18 protein-coding genes and 2 pseudogenes are annotated in these 17,153 nt (G+C 58.9%); 14 read left to right on the plus strand and 6 right to left on the minus strand.

Annotated elements, in window-relative coordinates:
• Positions 1-470 precede the first annotated feature (470 nt).
• A pseudogene (locus ACIPR8_RS19050) lies at positions 471-905 on the plus strand (transposase); the annotation flags it as partial.
• 228 nt (positions 906-1,133) lie between these two features.
• Here ACIPR8_RS19050 and ACIPR8_RS19055 read toward each other — a convergent pair.
• A complete protein-coding gene (locus tag ACIPR8_RS19055; RefSeq protein WP_446542021.1) occupies positions 1,134-1,313 on the minus strand; it encodes a hypothetical protein in 180 nt (59 codons plus the stop codon).
• 231 nt (positions 1,314-1,544) lie between these two features.
• Positions 1,545-1,991, minus strand: a complete 447-nt coding sequence (locus ACIPR8_RS19060) for a hypothetical protein (protein ID WP_446542022.1) — start codon at positions 1,989-1,991, stop codon at positions 1,545-1,547.
• A gap of 429 nt (positions 1,992-2,420) precedes the next feature.
• Here ACIPR8_RS19060 and ACIPR8_RS19065 point away from each other — a divergent pair, with 429 nt between their 5' ends.
• The 3 genes from ACIPR8_RS19065 (at position 2,421) to ACIPR8_RS19075 (ending at position 4,239) form a co-directional block, all read left to right on the plus strand.
• Positions 2,421-2,678, plus strand: a complete 258-nt coding sequence (locus ACIPR8_RS19065) for a Rap1a/Tai family immunity protein (protein WP_446542069.1) — start codon at positions 2,421-2,423, stop codon at positions 2,676-2,678.
• Positions 2,679-2,842: 164 nt separating this feature from the next.
• Complete coding sequence (locus ACIPR8_RS19070) at positions 2,843-3,106, plus strand: Rap1a/Tai family immunity protein (RefSeq protein WP_446542070.1); 264 nt, start codon at positions 2,843-2,845, stop codon at positions 3,104-3,106.
• Between the two features lie 323 nt (positions 3,107-3,429).
• On the plus strand, positions 3,430-4,239 hold the full coding sequence (locus tag ACIPR8_RS19075) for an FAD:protein FMN transferase (protein WP_446542071.1): 810 nt from the start codon (positions 3,430-3,432) through the stop codon (positions 4,237-4,239).
• Here ACIPR8_RS19075 and ACIPR8_RS19080 read toward each other — a convergent pair.
• On the minus strand, positions 4,162-5,244 hold the full coding sequence (locus ACIPR8_RS19080; RefSeq protein WP_446542023.1) for an IS630 family transposase: 1,083 nt from the start codon (positions 5,242-5,244) through the stop codon (positions 4,162-4,164). The genes ACIPR8_RS19075 and ACIPR8_RS19080 overlap by 78 nt on opposite strands.
• 176 nt (positions 5,245-5,420) lie before the next feature.
• On the opposite strand from ACIPR8_RS19080, the gene ACIPR8_RS19085 reads away from it, so the two are divergent.
• From ACIPR8_RS19085 to ACIPR8_RS19115, 7 genes and pseudogenes are all read left to right on the plus strand, one after another.
• Positions 5,421-5,645 carry a leucine zipper domain-containing protein gene (locus ACIPR8_RS19085; RefSeq protein WP_446542024.1) on the plus strand — a complete coding sequence of 75 codons (225 nt, stop codon included), beginning with the start codon at positions 5,421-5,423 and terminating at the stop codon, positions 5,643-5,645.
• Positions 5,624-5,815 (plus strand): ATP-binding protein, encoded by a 192-nt coding sequence (locus ACIPR8_RS19090; protein ID WP_446542025.1) that lies wholly within the window; start codon positions 5,624-5,626, stop codon positions 5,813-5,815. The genes ACIPR8_RS19085 and ACIPR8_RS19090 overlap by 22 nt, the downstream gene beginning before the upstream one ends.
• A 538-nt stretch (positions 5,816-6,353) precedes the next feature.
• The gene (locus ACIPR8_RS19095; protein WP_446542026.1) at positions 6,354-6,599 is read left to right on the plus strand and encodes a PsiF family protein; all 246 of its coding nucleotides are present in this window, start codon (positions 6,354-6,356) and stop codon (positions 6,597-6,599) included.
• 66 nt (positions 6,600-6,665) lie between these two features.
• A pseudogene (locus ACIPR8_RS19100) lies at positions 6,666-7,546 on the plus strand (IS110 family transposase).
• Positions 7,547-8,024: 478 nt separating this feature from the next.
• The gene (locus tag ACIPR8_RS19105; protein WP_446542027.1) at positions 8,025-8,561 is read left to right on the plus strand and encodes a fimbrial protein; all 537 of its coding nucleotides are present in this window, start codon (positions 8,025-8,027) and stop codon (positions 8,559-8,561) included.
• A gap of 87 nt (positions 8,562-8,648) precedes the next feature.
• Complete coding sequence (locus tag ACIPR8_RS19110) at positions 8,649-9,443, plus strand: fimbrial biogenesis chaperone (protein ID WP_446542028.1); 795 nt, start codon at positions 8,649-8,651, stop codon at positions 9,441-9,443.
• Between the two features lie 11 nt (positions 9,444-9,454).
• Positions 9,455-12,037, plus strand: coding sequence for a fimbria/pilus outer membrane usher protein (locus tag ACIPR8_RS19115; protein ID WP_446542029.1), 2,583 nt, complete (start codon positions 9,455-9,457; stop codon positions 12,035-12,037).
• A 97-nt stretch (positions 12,038-12,134) separates the two neighbouring features.
• On the opposite strand, the gene ACIPR8_RS19120 is transcribed toward ACIPR8_RS19115, so the two are convergent.
• Both ACIPR8_RS19120 and ACIPR8_RS19125 read right to left on the minus strand, forming a co-directional pair.
• On the minus strand, positions 12,135-13,169 hold the full coding sequence (locus tag ACIPR8_RS19120; RefSeq protein ID WP_446542030.1) for a fimbrial protein: 1,035 nt from the start codon (positions 13,167-13,169) through the stop codon (positions 12,135-12,137).
• A complete protein-coding gene (locus ACIPR8_RS19125) occupies positions 13,142-13,762 on the minus strand; it encodes a Mu transposase domain-containing protein (protein ID WP_446542031.1) in 621 nt (206 codons plus the stop codon). Before ACIPR8_RS19125 ends, ACIPR8_RS19120 begins: the two co-directional genes overlap by 28 nt.
• A 7-nt stretch (positions 13,763-13,769) precedes the next feature.
• Between ACIPR8_RS19125 and ACIPR8_RS19130 the strand changes: the two genes are divergently transcribed.
• Positions 13,770-14,069 carry a PPC domain-containing protein gene (locus ACIPR8_RS19130; protein ID WP_446542032.1) on the plus strand — a complete coding sequence of 100 codons (300 nt, stop codon included), beginning with the start codon at positions 13,770-13,772 and terminating at the stop codon, positions 14,067-14,069.
• A 398-nt stretch (positions 14,070-14,467) separates the two neighbouring features.
• Here ACIPR8_RS19130 and ACIPR8_RS19135 read toward each other — a convergent pair whose 3' ends face one another.
• Entirely contained in the window at positions 14,468-15,445 is a 978-nt protein-coding gene (locus ACIPR8_RS19135) for an alpha/beta hydrolase (RefSeq protein ID WP_446542033.1), read from the minus strand.
• Positions 15,446-15,530: 85 nt separating this feature from the next.
• Here ACIPR8_RS19135 and ACIPR8_RS19140 point away from each other — a divergent pair, with 85 nt between their 5' ends.
• On the plus strand, positions 15,531-16,466 hold the full coding sequence (locus ACIPR8_RS19140; protein WP_446542034.1) for a LysR substrate-binding domain-containing protein: 936 nt from the start codon (positions 15,531-15,533) through the stop codon (positions 16,464-16,466).
• Complete coding sequence (locus tag ACIPR8_RS19145; protein WP_446542035.1) at positions 16,463-17,077, plus strand: YdcF family protein; 615 nt, start codon at positions 16,463-16,465, stop codon at positions 17,075-17,077. Before ACIPR8_RS19140 ends, ACIPR8_RS19145 begins: the two co-directional genes overlap by 4 nt.
• Positions 17,078-17,153 lie beyond the last annotated feature (76 nt).

A 17,153-nucleotide genomic window follows, 5' to 3' on the forward strand; every position in this document is an offset into this window, starting at 1 on the left:
GCGCTAATCACGCTCGCTAAAACTAATGGACGTACCTGTCGAGCAAGGGGCCGCAGGAAGTGATGGTTTTGCATAGCTATCTCCAATTTGCAGGTTGTGATCGATATGCTGGCGCGCATAGCTTGAATCCATTTCCCCTCCCATTGTCGATTGAGTATTGATGCTGATTATAGTTATGATACTGATGCCTGCTTCGGCGGTGGGGGGGGCGAGGGATGCTTCTGAACAATTCCACATATAGGCACTGCGTTCATGGCAATGACGGAACTGTTCATGGGATCCTTACTTATCACTGGCCGTGCAGGTGTGTCTGTGCGAACTCTTGATTGCGCTCGACTGTTTGTGACTGTTTGTGACTGTTTGTGACTTATTTTTTCCTAATTGGGGATGCTCTGAACAACTGATTCGGTAGTGCCGGCCGCTGGCCGGCAGCCTGAGAGACAATGGCGGCACACATTGAGAAGCTATCCATGCAGCTGACATTTGGTGATGCCGAGGGCCTGGGCAAGCGCAAGCAGACCCGGCGCGAGATCTTCCTTGCGGAGATGGAGCAGATAGTGCCGTGGAACGCGCTGCTGACTCAGATCGAGCCGCACTACCCGCGCTCAGGCCGCGTGGGTCGGCCGCCGTATTCGATGGAGACGATGCTGCGCATCCATCCGCTGCAGCAGTGGTACGCATTGAGCGATCCGGGCATGGAGGAAGCGCTGCACGAGATCGCTTCGATGCGGCTGTTCGCCCGGCTCAGCGGGCTCGATGTGATCCCGGATGAGGGCACGATCCTCAACTTCCGTCGTCTGCTGGAGAAGCATGGCTTGGCGGCGAAGATGCTGGAGGCGGTGAATGCACATCTTGCGCGCAAAGGCCAGAGCCTGCGCGCGGGCACGATCGCGGATGCCACGGTTACACCAAGGTGCGCTACCGCTGCCTGGCTGAGAACACTGCACAGGTGCTGACATTGTTTGCGCTGTCCAATCTGTGGATGGTGCGCCGGCAGTTGCTGTCGGCATAGGGATAAATCCACCTTGAGGGGCCAGTGCGGCACCTCCAGAGCGATGAGAAACAACAATCCTCTGCCTCTGGCGGCTCCGGACCACTTCGGCGCCTGAAATCCAGCACTCAGCGACGATTGTTCAGGGCATCCCTACGTCGAGGAGGTACTCCATTTCGTCCCTGCATCGGCCCGGGTCGTCGTTATGGTAGAGATCGAAACGGAGTGCGATGATATTTTTCTTTTCGACAAGCGCGAGAAGCGTGCGATCATTAAGCCGGTAGGTACTTAACATCTCGCGAAAACTCAAAATCTGTCCCATGCAGACATCCTTTCCGACTGAACGTCGGTTTCAGAAGCGAAACGTCAGTATCGCAAGATATCCCAAAACTGGACTTATGATCCTGATTTTTTGCAACGAGCTTTATTGCAGTGATACTCGCATTGCCATTTTGCCGAAATCTATCCGGGTGTCCAGTTCGAGGTTCAAACTGGTCATAGGGATTGATATGGGCGTAGCTCAGTGGCATGAGTCCATAAGAATCTTCCGGCGTCATTGCTCTGTGACCGCTGGAAAGCTCTGATCCCAGATTACGTGCTTCTTTAAAACGGCTGTAACGGTATTTTGAATTGCCAGTCGAACAGTAGGCGTATTGATCATCTCATTGCAGTAGAGTGCAGGAAGCGCTTTACTTCGTGTAGAGCCGCTCTCTGCATCATCTACACGAATTATTGCCATCTTACCCGCACTGTTTTCATGCTTTACCGCCTGAGCAATGCTGATAAGGTTATCCAGGTCGACTTCCGTCCGTTGTATGATCAACGATGCCCAACCATCGCCTTGATCCTTCAGATAGGGACTGGTCTGCATAGTCAGGCAACTGGCGATCGCATAGCCCTCAACATCAACCAAAACCTCAGGGCGAGAGGCTGTTTCATAAGTCTCAGTTGCACAGCCGTTAACCAGGGCGCACAAAAACAGCAGTGTGATGTTTTTCATACTCTTCCCAAAACTTACCGCTCAATGTATTAATCCTGGAGTCCGCAGGATTTACACTGGTGGCATGGTTATCGCAACCGGACTCGCGATAACTATGCCACCCCGTAGCGCAATATGTCCCGTAGCCAATAGCCAGTGGTACGTAACATATTCCGGCGTTATTCGGCCTTCCCACGTCGTGTTCAGTGAGCATCGCTTGCAACATAGCGTGACGGTGCTAGTATCAACAGTATTCGCTGAGAATTGAAGGGGCCTGTGGTGCTGCATAGAAATTTCCCGACATGTCATCGACAGCTTGTCGTTCTTGCTCTGATGCTGGCAGCTTTACCCACGGCAGCCCAACAGCCTCAACAGCCTCAACAGCCTCAACAGCCTCAACAGCCTGAGAGCTATCGTCCTGTGACCGCCGGAGAACTCTATGCCGGCACTATGGAAGGTGGGCTGGCATCGTGGGTTCAGGATCCGGCGCAGCGTACAATGCTTTCCACATCCATGGCCATATCCTATATCGTCGGCGTGGCCGACAGTTCCAGAAATCGCCTGTGGTGCCCGAAAGAACTTCCCGACATGGGGTCACTGTCCGGTGGGGTGCTGGACTATCTGGCCGATCTTCCCAGGAAGCGGTATGCCGAAAACGCGGCAGTCGTGGTCGCCGAGGCGCTGAGCAAGGATTATCCATGCCGGTGACAGAAAAACATGAACAAGATAGCCGGGCAGGCCACAGGATAAACGTGTCGATGACACTCACAGTACTGGGTATCATGCTGGCTGTCCCGGCGACCTGCCAGGCTGAAGTGGCCAGGACCTGGTCTTTCACGGGAGCCGAGCTGGTTGAGGCGCTTGAAGGTAGGATGCCTTCCCAGGTTCATGATCCGTCGCTTCGCCGACTGTTCTCCTCTTCCTATGGGCAGGCGTATATTCTCGGGATCGCAGATCAAACACAAGGCTCACGATGGTGTACCCGAACCGGTCACCTCCCTCATGAACTGAGCGACAGGGTGTACACCTACTTGTCGGAGTTGCCCAAAGCCCGTCTGAACGAGAATGCGGGACCATTAGTTAGTGATGCGTTACGGCGATCTTTTTCCTGCCAGCAGGACTTTCCCCGACGTTGACTTGTGCAGGGAAACCCAACAGCCATGTAACCTGTCGGCATTTGGTGAGCCGAGGGACTTGTTGCACAAGGACCAAATCCCGCTACGATTCAACAGCTCATCTATATTTTTAGGTCGAGGAAGTAAGGGGCTATGTACATACGCACAATGGTTATGGGGGCAGTTTGGATATCGGACATTTTTGTACGTTAGGAGCATTTTTTAGCCAACTATGACACGTAAGGGATTGATTTGGCGTCAGTGGCTATCGCTTTTAAGTTATCGCCCTTGCGGCATCGCATTTAGGTTAAGGGTTTTACGTTTACGGGGTCTGGCTCGCGGCGCTGCTCATGCGGGCGCAGCAGATCGGCCGTGAGACGCATAATGCATTCAACATCGGCGTCGGCGATTTGGTCAATCAGTGGGGATTCGGGCCTTCGAGCGGGGTGTCGTCGCACCTGAGCACTGGCAACTGCCTCGGTACAGCTTCCCGCCGGCCGGTGGATGATCTGATCGAGGTGGATGAGCATCGATGCCGCGTGCGCAAGCGTGGTCCCACTGTCCTCGATCTGTGTGGAATCGCCAAAGGGTTCGGCGTGGACGAACTGGGGCGTGTGTTGAGCGACTACGGCATCAGCGCTTGGCTGGTTGGTATCGATGGCGAGATGTGTGCACATGGCGGCAAACCTGATGGATCGCCGTGGTCAATCGCACTGGAAGCACCGGACTATGACCAGCGTGCCACGATGGGCGTCATCGAGCTGACCGACGCTGCCATCGCGACGTCCGGCGACTACCGTCGCTGGACCGAAATCGACGGCGCGCGCATCTCTCACACAATGGCCCCCAGGGCCGGTACGCCACTGGCAAACGGTGTGGCCTCGGTCACGGTGGTGGCACGCACGTGCGCAGATGCAGATGCCTATGCGACGGCGCTGATGGTCCTCGGCGAACATGCCGGGCGGGACTACGCGCAGCAGCGTGGCCTTGATGCACTCTTGGTGGTGCGCGACGGCGAAGCACTGCGAACCGTGGGCGTTGGGTGCTTTGCTGACGGGCAGCCGGTACGCGTGAGCCTAGTGTCGTGTCCCAGAGATAACTTTGCCAAGACGGGCGAGCTTTTCCAGGATCGAGTCGGCCGTTGCCGACCATGAGAATGGCTTCGGATGCTGATTCCAATGATCGACGAACTTCTGGATGCGTTGTCGTAGATCCGAGACCGAAGTGAAAGATCCCCGGCGGATGGCACGCTGCGTGATGATGCCGAACCAACGCTCGACCTGATTGAGCCATGAGCTATAGGTCGGCGTGAAGTGCAGATGGAATCTTGGCCTGCGGGCCAGCCATGCCCGCACCTTCGGATGCTTGTGCGTAGCGTAGTTGTCCACGATCAGATGCACGTCCAGAGCTTCCGGCACATTGGCCTCGATATGCCGCAGGAAGGACAGGAACTCCTGGTGTCGATGCTTGGGCTTGCATTGCGTCAAGACCGTGCCATTGGCCACGTCCAAGGCAGCGAATAGGGTTGTCGTGCCATGGCGAACGTAATCGTGGGTCACGCCTTCCACGTAACCCAGTCCCATCGGCAGCAAGGGCTGTGTTCGCTCCAGCGCTTGCACCTGGCTCTTTTCATCCACGCACAGCACCAGCGCATGGTCCGGAGGGTTCAGATACAAGCCCACGATGTCGCGAATCTTCTCGATGAAGAACGGATCATTGGATAACTTGAACGTCCGGCTTCTGTGTGGCTGCACGCCGAACAGTTTCAGGTACCGCTGCACCGAACTCTTGGAAACACCCGTCTCACCAGCCAGCCCACGGATCGTCCAGTGCGTTCCCGCTTCCGGCTTGCGCAGCAACGCCGCGTTGAGCAACTCGGCGATGCGATCATCGTCGTGCGACCGGGGGCGTCCCGGCTTGAACGCGTCATGAAGTCCCCAGATACGCGCTTCCCGGAAACGCTTGCGCCAGTTCGACACCGCCGCCGGCGTTACCTTGGTTCGGCGTGCAATCTCGCGGACCGTCAAGCCATCGTCACTCCACAAGATCATCTGTGCCCGCCGCACCAGAGCATGCGGAAGACTGCGGGAGCCGGCAATCGCTTCAAGCTCGGCACGCTCTTGCGCGCTCACTCCCAGTTCCAGTTGCGGACGCCCCATCTGCCTGCTCGCCATCTGCCAAAGATAGCGGTTTGACAGCCAATGAATAACTTAGTTTCATTTGGGACACGACACTAGTTGTGAAGCTTCAATAGGTTGTGCCCAGTGTTCATCTGGATTGGGCTTGGGAGGCTGGCAGTCGCCAAACGCCCAATCCACTCAGGAACCCCAATCGGATGAACGCCCATAAGCATGTCCGACTTGCCTTTGACCGCCGACTTGAGATGGTTAGACAGATGATCATTCATGGCTTGGATGCCGCTCAGGTAGGTCTTGCCCAAGGTGTCACAGCGCAGGCAGCCAGGAAGTGGTTGGGCTGGTATCTGAGTGGCGGCGAACCCGCCCTGGCCGATCCGTCTTCTAGGACAGCGCGCTGTTCGTGCCGGCGACGGGCCTGGTGACACAGCTGGCGCGGGCGCACGCCGAAGGACGGCTGGAGGAGAAGCTGCTGCACTTCGTCAAGCCCAAGCTACTGGTCATCGACGAACTGGGCTATCTGCAGTTCGAGCCGAACGCCGCCCACCTGTTCTTCTTGACGCCGCGCCCTTGCCTGTGGGCACGAGGCGCATGAACTTGAACGATTCAGCGCCCTTGTCGGAACCGAATCCCCTTGCGGCACAGGGGCTCGCGCCATGTCGTGTGCCTTTCGTGCGCCCGGATGGCCCCCATCCCAATGTGCCCTAACGCCGGGCGCGGTTGCTCAGGCGCCTCCGGGTTCAGCCACCCGCGACCCCGGGTCGGCGTAGCCGGATGCCTCCGCCCTCTTGGACGAGCCCAGCACTCGCATTGAACGATGCAGCAGCGCAATCACTCTTACGGGAAATCTCTCAGATACGGCAGATGCACAACTTGCCGTCACAAAGCGTATCAATCCGTCACAAAGCTTGCATTGAACAATAGGGAGGGCAGGTGGACAGTGGGGGCTGTGGGGTCTGCAGCCCTACGCGCACACGGCGAAGTTGATTTTGTACTCCCCGCAGGTTGGTGGTGCGGCGCCCCACAACCACCGGCTCAAGACCTTACTTGGGGCTTCCCTCTGAGGACCGCATCCAGCATCGCTGCTTCATATCATCACTTCTTTGCACTTCCCTCACTACTAGGAGTTACTCATGAAAGTCTCCTTCTTGCCGGCTGCCATCATGCTGGCTGTCACCCTGCTCACAAACCTGCCGCTGGCCGCAAGCGCCACCCCTCGCCGACCACCTGACACCTCTGCAGCCACCCCTCAGCCGCGCGCCGCCTCCGTCAACGCGGAGAAGGATCGCGCACGCAAGTGCAATGCCGAGGCGGACGCGAAGAAACCGTCCCCTGATGCACGCAAGAAACTAGTGGCCAACTGCCTGAAAGCACGCTAACGCAGCCACTCATCGCCGATAGCGGGGCCGGGTCCCGTGGGAATATGGAAGGGGCCCGGCCATGCGATAAGTAGCACTCAACTCTATGGGGAGTCTGCGTACGCTGCCCCTACCCCTCGCTCTGGCTTTGCTGAATTGGACCTTTGGCTGCAAGAGCATCCGGTCGCCCAGATCATGCTGGAGGCCACTTGCGGCTATGAACAGCCTGTGCTGGATTTCCTGCACAAAGCTGGTCATCCGGTGGTCCGCGCCAATGCGCTGCGGGCCCGGAAGCTGGCCCAGGGCCAGGGACTGGGCCGGATGGCCAAGACCGACCGCTTGGACGCCTATGCATTGGCGAAGATGGCCGCGCTGGTGAAGCTGCATTCTTATCAGCCACTGGAGCCTTGGCAGCAGGAAATGCGTGAGTTCGTGCGGGCACGTCGACAGGCGATGCACGCGCCGACCGTCGCGCGGCAGCAGCAGGAAATGGTGGGGAATTGTGAGTTGCGCCGGCTGCTTCAGATCAACATCGCCAGCTTGCAGAGGCTGGTTGAACGCCTGGGAAAGCGGATTGCCGAGCAGGTTTCCCAGCAGCCTCAACTGGCTGTACTGAAATCGATGAAAGGCGTGGGGCCGATGCTCCGGGCAGTCGCTACCTGCCGGAGCTGGGCAGGATCAGCGGCAAGGCCATTGTCAGCCTGGTCGGAGTAGCGCCGATGTTCCACGACAGCGGGACAATGCGCGGGAAACGAAGCATCCATGGCGGTAGAGCCGAGATCCGCCAAGCGCTTTACATGGCCGGCATGTCGGTCATGCGACATGAGCCTCGACTGCGGGACTTCTACCAATCGCTGCGCGCTCGCGGCAAGGAAGGCAAAGTGGCCATCGTGGCGGTGATGCGGAAGATGCTGGCGATCCTCAACGCCCGCGTACGCGACGCTCAGAGCGGGCCGAACCCCGCCTGAAGTCAGTGCGTGCATACATCCAGAGCTGGCGGCTAGCGGCCGGCACTACCGTGTCCATCTGCAGGAGTGGCCGAAGCTCCTCCTGCAACACAGTTGCTTTGGAGGCACTGCACCCTCGCTAGATGCGATCAATCAAGTGCAGCACCTCATGGCCGCCGTGTAGGTGGCTGGTCTACTGGCGGTGGCGGAATTCGTGACGGCGAACTTGAAATGCATGGTCCAGCGAACCACCCCGGTCAAGAAGATGCGCCACTGATGGCAGCGCGATTCTCATATTCAAATAGTTGCAGCATCTATATTACACTATCGGCGTTGGGCGCAAATAGCTAATTGGGAGATGAGCAGAGAGTCATAGCTCCAGACATCGAAGACCATGGCCAAGGAATGGTCTTTCATGTGGTTTTTACACTTCAATTGTTATACTCCCGCCAGATTAAATTCAGGTCACTGAGGCTCTTAGTGACGATGGAGGCGCGCCATGCAAACACTTTTCAGCCTCTCAGGCTTGAGCGCGGTGGTCGTCAGTCTGGCCGCTGGTTTTGCGCAAGCGCAGACTTCGACCACGGGTACTATTCGTTTCACGGGGTCAATCATTGACGTGCCCTGCGAGATAGACTCGGCAGCAACGAGCAGCAATGTCCCCATGGGAAAGGTCTTTGCCAACGATTTTGGCGGAGTGGGGTCGGTGGCTGGCGCGACCAATTTCAAGATTGCCCTCAAAGGGTGCGGCTCCTCCACCGATGGCGCCACAGTCAGGTTCACCGGCGTGACCGATACGTCCAGACCGGAAGCGCTTCAAGTGACGGCGGAAGCCGGCAACGCGGCCGGCGGAGTCGCATTGCAACTGGTGGATGATACCGGTACGCCTATCGACATCGGATCGGACTCCAAGGTCTATGTCATCAGTGAAGGCAACAACACGTTCAACTTCCAGGCGCGCTATATCGCGACTGCTGCAGTCGTCCAGGGTGGCGGTGCAAATGCTCAGGCGCTATTCGCGCTGACCTACAAGTGATCCCGTTCTGATCAATACGAACTTGGTCCAAGTTCATGAGAGGCCGCTGCGATGTGCGGTGTTGATGTGGGTAGGGAGGGGGTGATCATGCGATGCGCTTCCATTTTCTCCCTGACAGTGGTTGGCCTATTGTCCTATGGGGCACTGTTCGGTATCGCCCATGCCGGCATCCAAGTCGGTGGTACCCGCGTGATTTTCGATGCCAGTCAGGACAAGCGCGAGACTTCATTGCCGGTGCGCAATAAAGGGGAAACGCCCTATGTTATCCAAGCATTCGCCGATGATGGTGTACACGGCGGGGCCAGGACGCCGTTTGTCGTCACACCGGGGGTTTTCCGATTGGATGGTGGAAAGGAGCAGCTCGTGCAGGTGCGCAACGTTGCCACTCAAGTGAGGCCGCCCGAGGACCGCGAATCGGTGTACTGGCTCAACATCAAGGAGATTCCCCCTAAGGCACGCGCCGAGGGTGACAACAATACCTTGCAGATTGCCGTGCTCACGCGCATCAAGCTGTTCTACCGTCCTGCCGGACTTGTTGGCAGCGCAACCGATGCGCCCGCACAGTTGCGATGGTCGGTGGTCCCGGGGCCGATGGGGCGTGGTCGTGCGCTGAAGGTGAGCAATCCCACACCCTACTATGTCACCTTTTCACGCATCGATATTTCCGGCTCGTCAGGCGAGGCCATAAATGCCGACATGGTGGCGCCGCGCAGCGAGCTGGTGATTCCTGTCCGCTCTGCGCCGTCGAGTGGACCAATCCAGTTCACCTATACCACGATCAATGATCATGGCGCCGTGACCCCGGCTATCAGCGTGAGCGCGCAGTCTTCTCCAAGCGCCGTGACCGCTGCGACGACCTCACGGGAGCTGCCGGCGCAATAAGGTCTGCCAATATGGTCCGTTGCAGGGACGTCGGTGGCCGGCAGCCCGATGGTTTGGCGCGGCCGCTCGAGGAAGGCCTTCTGCAATGGGGGCTAGCGGTGTTGTTGATACAGGCAGCAACGGTAACGCATGCGCAGCCACCGCTGGAATTCGATCTGGCATTTTTGGAGCTCGGCGGGGGGCACGGTGGCGCTGATCTGTCTGTTTTTGCCACCTCCAACCGGCTGCTGCCGGGACGTTATGTCGTTGACGTGTTTGTCAACGACGTTTTCGTCGAGAAGCGCGAGATGCGTTTCGATGCCACGTCCGATGGTGAGCGGGGTAGCGATGCCCTTCCATGTCTCACTCTTCCCATGCTGGAAGAATGGGGCGTACATACCCTCGCTTTTCCCGCACTGGTGCTGGCCGGGGAACCAGATGCTTGCGTGAATCTGCCGGCCGCCATCGCCGAGGCGCGGGTTGCGTTCGACAGCTACCGACATCTGCTTGCTGTCAATGTGCCCCAAGCGGCCATGAAACGCCGCGCTCGTGGCGCGGTCGATCCGCAGTACTGGGAGCGTGGCATCAACACAGCGAGGCTGGGCTACCAGTTCAGTGCCACGCGCCACGGCGGTAGCGACTTCGGTCAGGCACAGACGCGTAACACGCTTTACGCGAGCCTGCGTGGCAGCGCCAGCCTTGGAAGCTGGCGGCTCTCTCATGCCGCATCATTCTTGCGTGGCCTCAACGGCCGTGACCGTTTCCAAGTCATTGATGCGTTTGCACAGCGCGACATCGTGCCTTGGAAGAGCCGCCTGTTGCTTGGCGAGGGCACCACACCGTCTGACATCTTCGATGGCTTCCCATTTCGGGGCATTCAGCTTGGCAGCGACGAAAGTATGCTGCCCGACAGCCTGCGGGGTTATGCCCCCGTGATCCATGGGGTCGCGCAGACTAACGCTCAGATCACCATCCGCCAAAATGGCTTTGCCATCTACAACACCTTTGTGCCACCCGGGCCGTTTACCCTCGACGATCTGTATCCCACCGCATCGTCCGGCGACCTGGAAGTCACTATCACGGAAGCCGATGGGCATGAAACCCGCTTTATCCAGCCCTATGCGGCCGTACCGGCGCTGTTGCGAGAAGGCGTGTGGCGCTACAACGTGACCCTCGGACAGTACCGCAACGGCTTGTCCGATCCGAATCCGACCTTCGGCATGGCGAGCGTTGCGCGCGGGTTTCCCGGTGAACTGTCTCTGTACGGTGGCACCATTGCTGCGGACACGTACCAGTCCGCCCGGCTGGGTATAGGGAAAAACCTAGGGCGCCTGGGCGGCGTCGCTGTCGATGTGTCGCACTCACGCAGCCGCACCCACCTGGCCGATGACCAGATCGTGAGTGGCCGGGCCGTGCGGGTGCTTTATGCCAAATCCCTGCCGGACACGGGCACGGACCTCAGGATATCGGGCGAACACCATTTTTCGCGAAACTACCGGAGCTTTGACGATGCCGCGCGCGTGCGTCAAGGCGCCGAGTCGCTTGTACTGGGTGCTGGGCGTAACCGGATCGAAGGCACGATCAGCCAGCGTCTGGGAGAGGGAAGCTCGCTGTATGCCACGGTTGGCGTTCAAACCCACTGGACGGCGAACGTCAACAGGCTGTACCAGATCGGATATTCAAGCAGAGTGGGAACGGCCAACGTCGGCCTTTACGGCAATTACACTCCGGGCGGCGGGGTGCCTTCTCGATGGAATGTATCACTCAGCATCTCCGTACCGCTGGAGGCGCTATGGGGTGGCAGTTCAGGCTCGGGGCGCAAGGCAGCTCCCACCAATCTGACCTATTTCCTCAGCCGCGACCATGAAAACCGACTCAACCAGCAAATGGGCGTCTCGGGCAGCGCAGGCTCGGATGGGCTGCTCAGCTACAGCATGAACGCGACGCATGCCAATCAGGGCAGCGCAAGCCGGTCGGCCTCGCTCAGCTATCTGGCCTCATCCGGGCGCTTCGATGCCTCGGCGGCTACCGGCCCAGGCTATACACAGACAACACTGGCGGCTGCCGGCGGGGTCCTGTGGAGTGGCGATGGACTGCTCCTTACCCAGCCCATGGGGGAAACCGTGGCCGTGGCAACGGTGCCTGACGCCAAGGGTGTGCACTTCGAGCGGTACCCGGGCGTCAGTACCAATCGTGACGGCAAGGCGGTCATTCCGCATCTCAATCCGTATCGCATCAACCGAATTGCCATCGAAACGGGTCGGCTGCCTAGGGGCGTTGAAATCCGCAACCCGGTGACAGAGGTCGTCCCGACCCGAGGGGCGGTCGTGCGCGCAGATTTCGATGCCATCGTCGGCGTTCAGGCTGCGTTTGCGCTGATCGATGCCCATGGCGCCCCGTTGCCGCTGGGCGCCATGGCGGAAAACGATGAAGGCCAAGTATTGGGCGTGGTCGGTACGGGTGGTCTGGCATTCGTGGGAGGGCTGCAAAAATCCCCCGGTAGCTTTCTGGTGCGCTGGGGGGGGGCGGACGAACAGCGTTGCCGGGTCCATTACGCGCTGCTGCTGAGCGACCCAGATGATGTGTATCCCTACGTGGAGGCAGTGTGCAGGTAATCATGTCCTCGCCTCAATCCACACGGGCCAGTTCCTCATGCTGACCGACGAGTATGCCCGCGTCATTTACCAGCAAACCGGCACACGCTCTGCCCTGTCACTTATAGGTGAGAACGAATGTGGCGATGCCGTTCGCCTCTCCGGGAACCACGGTGTGACCAGTTTGGTAGTAGCGCACGGTCATGGGAATGGCGAGCGCCACGCTTCCCGTCGCGGAGCCCACGGCGAGTTCGCGCTCAAATGCGACAGGTGAACCATCCTTCAGCAGTTGGATGCCAACACCCGCGGCAGTATTGGGCCCCGGCGCCAACGCCAGTACACCCGGTGCCCTGGAGCTGTCGGCCATTGCGGAAAATGTCACAGCAACAGTGTAGGCTCCTGCGGGTTGCGAGCAACTCAAGTTGAGATTGAAGCTCTGCTCTGCCAATGTGGAGCCGTACCCGGAAAATCGGTCTACGCGCACCTTACCCAGAGGTACCGTCATGTCGCGTGAGCCCGTGTCAATATCGCACGTGTAGGAAATGAACGAAATGTCGCGCAGCCCCCGAATATATTGCGCCCCCTTTTGGTAGTTCGTATTGCCGTCCAGGTAGAAGGCGGTAACATCCGCTACGCCTACCAGCGAGCCTGCCTCTGGTGTGTCGCTGATCTTGCGCAGTTCCAGGTCCACCACGCCGCTTGCATAGCCGCTCGACTGATTCCATGGAATATCAAGTACTATCGGATTTTTGATCTGCGACGGGGTGTTGCCGCCATTTCCCGCATAGACTAGCCAGAACGTCAACCCATATTTACGCAATGCCGAACTCAAATCTGCGCGCCATAGGTAAATCTGACGGGTATGCAACAAAGTCGGCATATAACAATAGGAATTAAAAGGAATTCCTTTTTGGCTCCACAATACCGTTCCTATTGGCGCGTCAGATGCGATAGCAATGGGCGGCAGCGTAATGAGCGTCCTATTGCCATCACAATCGGCGGCATGCACATGAAACGACAGGGAAATCGCGACAAATCCCCACCCGCATGCGAGTGCACATCGGGTGCGCAGTAGTGAGCGCCATTTTTGGCTCTGTTGCATTCGCATGTGGCTTCCAAAATGGATCATCCTGTCTTCGAGGATCGAACGCATCGACGTTGCGCAGATCGATCTCCCTCGAGCATTCGTCGGGCATATTCATCAAGGATGATCTGGCGAGTCGCGGTTTTGAGCAACTTGCCGGTGGCGGTATGTGGCAACTCTTCAACGGCGATTACAAAGAGCGCGTCGGCCTGTTGCTTGGCCCACTCCATCAGGTGTTCCATCGTGTCTTGCGAGTAGGCCCGATGGGCCGGCGGCTGATGTTCGGGAAGCATACTGCAGCCGCTCACTTCCTGCTTACGCACATGAAGTGTAACGCGCTTGTCACGATGGAAGGCGAGTACGCCGTCCCGGGTGGCCTTCAGGCTGATCTTGCTCCCTACCAGTCGATGCGGGACGGAGTAGAAATGGCCTTCCCAAGCGACGTGATAGTCCTGCCCCACCGGCACCTTCAGCTTCCACTCGGCGTACTCGTAGAGGGCGGGGGCATCCAGTTCTTCAAACAACTGCTGGCGGGATTTGCCGCCACAGCCCCGCATCGGCCGGTCATTCAGGTGCTCGACCAGTCTGGCGATAGCCAGGTTCAGCTCGTCCAGGGAGAAGAACACCCGGTTGCGCAGGCGAGCCAGGACCCAGCGCTGCACCAGCAAAATGTCAGCTGCATCGATAGCTTCTCAACGTGTGCCGCCATTGTCTCTCAGGCTGCTGGCCAGCGGCCGGCACTACCGAAGTAGTTGTTCAGAGCATCCCTATGGCGGAACGGGCAATCTCTCGCTCTATCTGCGCAAGGGAGCAGTCGCGACCGAATCGCGCCATGGCGCATTCTCTACTCGACCAGGGAATAGCGAGACGGTCCAGATTCCGGCACCGCCTGCAGACACCTACTACGTGACGGTGGTCGGCGCGGCGGCGTTCGCGAACGCGTCAATCAGCTTACATCTGGGGCAATAGCAATTCGTTGAGGAGGCGACCGAGCCAAAGGCTCGGTCGCCTGTTGCGCCAAACGCGCGCTCACTGCAGACGGCTGAGAACAAGAGGGGCCCCTTGAAGCCTGGCTGCACCCTGGGCGCGGCGCGGTATGTGTCGCGTCATGTGCATGAGGCTGGGGATCGGTGCATTGCAGCAACGATTGGCCGCCGCGTAGGACTATTTGCACTTTCCGTTCCACTGCGCCTCAAACCCCAATGTCAACCCACAGAGGTCTGAGACGGCCATGGGGGGATCTTCGCGACAAGACGAGACGCTGGTTCGAGTCGCCGACGCTGGCAGGGACGGAACGGGCCCATCTTGCCGCATCGCGGCTTGGGCGGCTCAATCGCATCCAGGATGCCTGCCGGCGTGGCAGTGATTCAGCTTATGTGCTGACGGAACCAATCTGCAGCATGCCCGACTGTACGGTCTACGACATCGGGCTGGTCGTAATACTGGAAGTGGTTGGTCCCATTCTCCCAGATCAGCTTCTTGTCAGCGGTCGGAATCGACTCGAAATGCCGGCGCGCCGCTGCCGGATTCATGCAGCTATCGGAATGGACGACAAGTGCCGGCTTGTCCAGCCTGGCCACCCCCGGCACAGTCGTATAATCGAAATGATCCAGGTCGCTCATAATCGCGTAGCGGTTTTCCCAGCCCTTGAGCGTCCAGGAGCCATACCAGCTCCACACCAACGGACCGGGCAGTCCCGCTTCCGACCCCGTTTTCCGGTCGCCCAGATTGGGATCCACGAGGGGCTTGTAGATGACTTCGCCTGTCTTTTCGTAAAGCGCTTTGGCTTGCCGTGCGCGTTCAAGTCTGGCCGCCAACAAGGCTTCCAGTTCTTCGCTCGTCGGTGCGGTTGCCGCATCAAACGGATTTTCCGAGACGCCCGCGGCGATCATGAACAGGTCCGTTTCGCGGTCACGGTAGTAGCCCGTGACTGCGGCGACCGCCTTGATCCGGGCATCGTAGGACGCGATGTCGAGCATCTCGGGGCCGCCTTGGCAGATGCCAAGGCCGAACACTCGCTCGGCATCAACGTCGGGCCGCGTTAGCAGGTAGTCCAACGCCGAAACGGCGTCTTCATTCTTCATCTTCGGGTTCTCAAGCCGGCGCGGCTCGCCGCTGCTCTCGCCCACCGTGCGCGGGTCAAAGGCCAAGGCAAGGAATCCTTCGTCTGCCAAGCGTGTGGCGTAATGGGTTGGGGCCTGCTCCTTCTCGAAGGAATAGGGCCCCAACAGAACCGCTGTCGGGAACGGGCCGTCGCCCTTGGGGCGATAGACCACGCCGACCAGGGTCTCGCCGTGGGAGGGAAAGGCGACCTTTTCCGCCGTGTAGTTGCCGTGGCTAGCCATCGCAAATGCTCCAATACAAGACAGGGAGTTAGAACTGTAGTGTACCTAGAAGAACTCAACAATAAGGCGTATATTTGACGCCAAGATGAAAAATGCTCACCAATTGAAAGGCTGCGACCTTTTCTCGCTGTCCGTGTTTCTGGCGGTGGCCACCCATCGCAGCTTTCAGGCGGCCGCGGTCGAGCTCAACGTGACTCGTTCGGCGGTCAGCCATTCGGTGAAGGGGTTGGAAAGCAGGCTGGGCGTCCGACTGCTGCATCGAACGACGCGAAGCGTCTCGCTGACCGAAGCCGGAGAGCGGCTCGCGGTGAAACTCCGTCCTGCCGTGACATCGATTGCCGAAGCCCTGGGGGAAGCGAATGATTTTCGCGATACGCCGAGCGGCACGGTCCGAATCAATGCAAGCGACGCGGCCGTTCGGATGATTCTGAGGCCCTTGGTTGCACGCTTTTTTCGCGAATACCCGCAGGTCCATCTTGATATCGTGATCGATGGCAGGTTGGTGGACATCGTCGCCGATGGATTTGACGCCGGCATTCGCCTGGCTGAGGCCGTCCCCAAGGATATGGTGGCTGTACGCGTGGTCGAGACCGTACGTTTTGCTGCGGTGGCGTCTCCGCGGTATTTTGCTGAACACGGTCGCCCCCAGGTCCCGCAAGACCTGCACCGACATGCCTGCATTCGGTTCCGCTTCGAGAGCGGTGCCCTCTATCGCTGGGAGTTCGAGCGTCACGGGATTGCCGAACCCATCAATGTCACCGGCCCCCTGACGCTTACGGACCAGATCCTCATGGTGGAAGCCGCGATTGACGGGGTTGGCATCGCGTTTGTGCCCGACTATCTGGTCATTGATGCCGAGCGTGAAGGCAAGCTGGAGCGTGTGTTGGAAGACTGGTGCCCACGCTTTCCGGGCGTTTGCCTCTATTACCCGAGTCGACACCACGTATCAACAGGCTTGAGAGCGCTCATCAAATTGCTTCAGGAGAGCGTGTCATCCCAAGCGGGCGAGGAAAATCGATGACGGATGAATTGCAGGCAATCGGTCACTACATCATGCCGGAGATACCGGCGGTCCGCTCCGATCTGGCGCTGATCTTCGGGACGCGGCACGGGGTGGAAGCGTTCTGTGCGACCGTCGCCACTTTGTGGCATTCCCGGATGTTTTTGCGGGCCATCATCTCGGGCGGCCAGACCCGAGGACTTCCTACTGCAGAGGCGCACGTCATCGCGGGCCGATTGAGGGAATTCGGTGTTCCGGAGAGCGCCCTTCTCGTCGAGCCTGCGGCCATGAACACCGGTGAGAACGTTCGGTTCGCACGTGTGCTGGCAGAGTCTCAACTTCCCTCCGAAGAACGGCGCAGCATTCTGGCCGTCGGCAAGGTCTGTTCGGCGCGGCGATACCTGATGACACTGCGACGCCACTGGCCCGAGCCCACGGTAAGCGCGCAGTGGGTCAACTATTTCTCTGTCGACAAATCCAACTGGTATCAGGACTCCGACTTCTCTGCACGAGTGCTGGGCGAGTATCGAAAGATTCCCGGCTACATCGACCGCGGCTTCCTGCGGGAGCTTGAAGAACTCGGGTCGTACCCGATGGCATCGGGCTCTTGTGAACGGGCGGGCATCTCATAAGCAAAGGTTGCCCCCCCCTGGCCAAGCTCTCATCTCACCACGGCGGGGCTGGAAATGGATATGCTGCACATAGAAC

The organism is Stenotrophomonas sp. LARHCG68, from assembly GCF_052871705.1.